This window comes from Streptomyces sp. SID5643, from assembly GCF_009872555.1.
Lineage (GTDB): Bacteria > Actinomycetota > Actinomycetes > Streptomycetales > Streptomycetaceae > Streptomyces > Streptomyces iakyrus.
The window spans coordinates 1-4,534 of sequence record NZ_WWIC01000090.1 but is presented as its reverse complement, the minus strand read 5'-3'; the positions used below and the strand labels follow the sequence as shown (position 1 = coordinate 4,534).

3 protein-coding genes are annotated in these 4,534 nt (G+C 75.3%); 2 read left to right on the top strand and 1 reads right to left on the bottom strand.

Annotation, left to right across the window (positions count from 1 at the left end; translation table 11 throughout):
• Positions 1-1,290, bottom strand: a 1,290-nt coding sequence (locus GTY56_RS11195) for an FHA domain-containing protein (RefSeq protein WP_237524626.1), incomplete at its 3' end; no start/stop codon positions are given.
• A 362-nt stretch (positions 1,291-1,652) separates the two neighbouring features.
• Between GTY56_RS11195 and GTY56_RS11190 the strand changes: the two genes are divergently transcribed.
• Positions 1,653-3,329: a protein kinase domain-containing protein gene (locus GTY56_RS11190; protein WP_161364967.1), complete on the top strand. Its 1,677-nt coding sequence runs from the start codon at positions 1,653-1,655 to the stop codon at positions 3,327-3,329.
• Between the two features lie 122 nt (positions 3,330-3,451).
• The coding region (locus tag GTY56_RS11185; protein WP_161364965.1) for a serine/threonine-protein kinase at positions 3,452-4,534 on the top strand (1,083 nt) is incomplete at its 3' end.

Sequence of the window (4,534 nt, the reverse complement as noted above, 5' to 3'; positions counted from 1 at the left end):
GCCGCCCGCGCCCGGCGCCGGCACGTCACTCCGGCGGCTCGCGGAGGAGGCATCGCCCCGGCTGCCCGGGGAGAGCGGCTCGCTCCGGCGGTCACCCGACGGGGCTTCGCCCCTGCCGCCCGCGGTGGGCATGTCGTTCCGGTGGCTCCCGGACGGTGCTTCCGCCCGGTTGCCCGGGGACGGCACCTCACTGCGGCGCCTCCCCAGGGGGGCCTCGCCCTGACTGCCCGCGGACGGCACGTCACTCCGGTGGTCCCCCGCGCGGGCAGCGTCCCCCGGTCCCGGCGGCGGCACCTCACTCCCGGAGGGCGCGTCGCCCCGGTTGCCCGGGGACGGCACCTCCCTGCGGCGATCACCCGGCAGGGCTTCACCCACGAGGCCGGCAGGCCGGGCACCGCTGCCCCGCTCCCACTGCCGCGGCGCGTCCGATGGCGCCCCAGCACCCCCGCTCTCGATCCGAGGCGCCCCGCCCTGACCCGGCACCACGGCCGGATCAGCCGGGCCGCGCCCGGAGGCACCGGGCGTGCCCCAGGCCGCCGAGCCGTAGGCGTGCTGCGTGGGGCCCGAAGGGCCGGCCGGTCCCGGATCCGCCACGGAAGAGGGAGAGGGGGACACCTCTCTCTCCCCGGCGGGACCGGCCACGCGCACGTGTCCCTCGCCGTCCGGCGTCGTCTCCACCCGGCCCCCGGGCCCCCCGGCCGGGGCAAGCCGCAGGGCCGACTCGCCGATCCGCAGCAGCGCACCCGGCGTGAAGGGGACCACCCGGGCGCCGACCCGCGCGCCGTTCACCGTGGTGCCGTTCGTGGAGTCCAGGTCGGCGACCGCGACGCGCCCGTCCGCGCTCACCGTCACCGCGCAGTGCAGCCGGGAGACGTCCGGGTCGTCGAGCGGCACGTCGGCGTCGGCCGAGCGGCCGATGCGGATCTCGCCGCCGTGCAGCAGATGGACGCCGCCGGCGTCGGGGCCGGCCACAACCTGGAGCTGGGCCGGGGCGTCGTCCAGCTCGGGGTGCGGCTCCGGCTCGCCGGGTGTGCCGACGGACAGCACGGCACCGTCGGTCAGCGGGGGCTCGCCCAGCGTGCAGCGCTGCGCGTCCAGCCGCTGCTCCCCGGCGTACAGCACGGGCGTACCCGAGCCGTCACCGCCGGAGACCACCTGGACGAGCGCCGACGCCACCGCTGCGAGTGCCGTACCGGCGGGGGCGGTGACCAGGACGTCGCTGCGCGGGGCGCGGTCCGGCGCCGGCGCCGACGGGCCCAGCGGATCTACGACGGTCAGCCGGATCTGCATCGCCGTCAGCGGTCCCTTCTGCCCGGGCGCGGAGTCCCCCACCCCGCCCCAGCACGTCGGCCAGTACTGCCAGCATCCTCGCACCTGCCACTGACAGCGCGCCCCTCGCTCCGGAAAAGGTGATCTTGATTGGTCGGCTCTGCCCGCAAAAGTGCCTGAGAGATGACCCACAGGCGACCTCTTGAGATCAGTCACGTTCGTTCCCGGCAACCACAAGACCGAGGTGAGCGTCTTTCCTTCGAACGAGTGTGAGGGCGGCTACGTAAGACCCACAGAAAGACGACACCCCGGTCTTCGGCCCCCCGGCACTACAGTGGGTCGGACAGGCCAGCAGGCAAGGCAAGCACCAGGGAGCGCATGACGTGCGGCCGGTAGGCAGCAAGTACTTGCTCGAGGAGCCGCTCGGACGCGGCGCCACGGGCACCGTCTGGCGAGCCCGCCAGCGCGAGACCGCGGGCGCCGAGGCGGCCGTGCCGGGGCAGCCCGGCGAGACCGTCGCGATCAAGGTCCTCAAGGAGGAGCTGGCCGGCGACCCGGACATCGTCATGCGGTTCCTGCGTGAGCGCTCCGTCCTGCTCCGGCTGACCCACCCGAACATCGTCCGGGTCCGCGACCTGGTGGTCGAGGGCGAACTGCTGGCGCTGGTCATGGACCTCGTCGAGGGCCCCGACCTGCACCGCTACCTGCGCGAGAACGGGCCCTTCACCCCGGTCGCCGCGGCCCTGCTCACCGCCCAGATCGCCGACGCGCTCGCCGCCAGCCACGCCGACGGCGTCGTCCACCGCGACCTCAAGCCGGCCAACGTCCTGCTCCAGCAGTACGACGGGCAGATGCACCCGCTGCTGACCGACTTCGGCATCGCCCGCCTGGCCGACTCCCCGGGGCTGACCCGCACCCAGGAGTTCGTCGGCACGCCCGCCTACGTCGCCCCCGAGTCCGCGGAGGGCCGTCCGCAGACCTCCGCCGTCGACATCTACGGCGCCGGCATCCTGCTGTACGAGCTGGTCACCGGCCGCCCGCCGTTCTCCGGCGGCTCCGCACTGGAAGTGCTGCACCAGCACCTGAGCGCCGAGCCGCGCCGCCCCTCCACCGTCCCCGACCCCCTGTGGACGGTCATCGAGCGCTGCCTGCGCAAGAACCCCGACGAGCGGCCCAGCGCCGTGAACCTCGCCCGCGGCCTGCGCGTCGTCGCCGAGGGCATCGGGGTGCACGCGAACTCCGCGCAGATCGCCGCCGCCGAGGGCGTCGGCATGCTCCTCGTGCCCGACCCGGCCCCCGCGCCGGTGCCGGACACGCCCGGCGCGGCCGACCCGACGCAGGTGCTGCCGCACGGCGCAGGCTCGTACGACCCGAACGCCGCGACCAGCGTCATGCCGCACACCGGCGGCCCGGCCGGCGCCGCCGACCCCACCGCCGTCATGAACCACCGGGGCGCGGCCGACCCGACCGCCGTCATGCCGCCGGTCCCGCAGGGTTCGCCCGGCCAGCAGGGCGGCCCCGAGGACCCGCACCCCTGGCAGAACCAGCTGCGGGCGGCCCGCGACCGCAACGAGCAGACGCAGGTCCAGTACCTCGACCCCGGCGAGGACCCGCTGCGCCGCCGTCCCCAGCGCCAGGTGGCCCGGCCCCAGCAGCAGCCCCCGCGCCGCCAGGCACCCCCGCCCGGGCCCGGCTACGGCCACCCGCAGCAGCAGCAACCCCAGCAGTACGCCCCGCAGCCCCAGCGGCCCCAGCCGCCGCAGCGCTACGCCCCGCCCGCGCCGCCGGCCCAGCCGCAGCAGCCCCAGCGGCCGCAGCGCGAGCCCCGGCAGCCGCGGCAGCGCAGCGCCAACCCGATGCGGATCCCCGGGCTCGGCTGTCTGAAGGGCTGCCTCTTCACGATCGTCATCCTGTTCGTCGCGGGCTGGCTGATCTGGGAACTGAGCCCGCTCCAGGACTGGATCGGCACCACCAAGGGCTACTGGGACCAGCTCACCGACTGGTTCAGCACCGTGACCGGCTGGTTCGAGAAGCTCGGGAGCAGTTCCGGCACGAACTGACCGGAACCACCCTGCGGGGTTGGTGATTTGTCGACACCCGGCGGGTGATTTCGGCTTCCACGGTGAAGGTTGGCTCTCCGGACGCGTAGTTTTAGCGACAACACGCGTCGGTAGGAGCAGCCTTGGCACGGAAGATCGGCAGCCGGTACACCGCCCACCAGATCCTGGGGCGGGGCAGCGCCGGCACGGTGTGGCTGGGCGAGGGGCCGGAAGGTCCCGTCGCCATCAAGCTGCTGCGCGAGGACCTGGCGTCCGACCAGGAGCTCGTCGGGCGCTTCGTCCAGGAGCGCACCGCTCTGCTCGGCCTGGAGCACCCGCACGTCGTCTCGGTGCGCGACCTGGTCGTCGACGGCAACGACCTGGCGCTCGTCATGGACCTCGTGCGCGGCACGGACCTGCGCACCCGCCTCGACCGCGACCGGCGCCTGGCCCCCGAGGCGGCCGTCGCGATCGCGGCCGACATCGCCGACGGACTGGCGGCCGCGCACGCCGCCGGCGTCGTGCACCGGGACGTCAAGCCGGAGAACGTCCTCCTCGACATGCAGGGCCCGCTCGGCCCCGGCGGCTCGCACCGCGCGCTGCTGACCGACTTCGGCGTGGCCAAGCTCATCGACACCCCGCGCCGTACCAAGGCCACGAAGATCATCGGCACTCCGGACTACCTCGCCCCGGAGATCGTCGAGGGCCTGCCCCCGCGCGCGTCCGTCGACATCTACGCGCTCGCCACCGTCCTGTACGAGCTGCTGGCGGGCTTCACCCCCTTCGGCGGCGGCCACCCCGGCGCGGTCCTGCGCCGGCACGTCACGGAGACGGTCGTCCCGCTGCCCGGCATCCCGGACGAGCTGTGGCAGCTGCTGGTGCAGTGCCTGGCCAAGGCCCCGGCCTCCCGGCTACGGGCCTCGGAGCTGGGCGCCCGGCTGCGGGAGCTGCTGCCGATGCTGGCTGGCATGCCCCCGCTTGAGGTCGACGAGCCCGACACCGAGTCCGCGGAGGACCCCGACCGCGAGGACCAGCCCGCCGGACCGGCCCCGGAGCGGGTCCGGCGACGGGGCGCGGTCCCCTTGGTGCCGGGTGCGAAGCCGGCCGACTCCAACCGTGACACCCACACCTCGATGCGCGTCCCCGCCCCCGACGAGCTGGCCGGCGGCGCCCACGGCACGGCCCGGGCCCCGCGCACCGCGGGCACCCCCCGCCCCGGCTCGGCC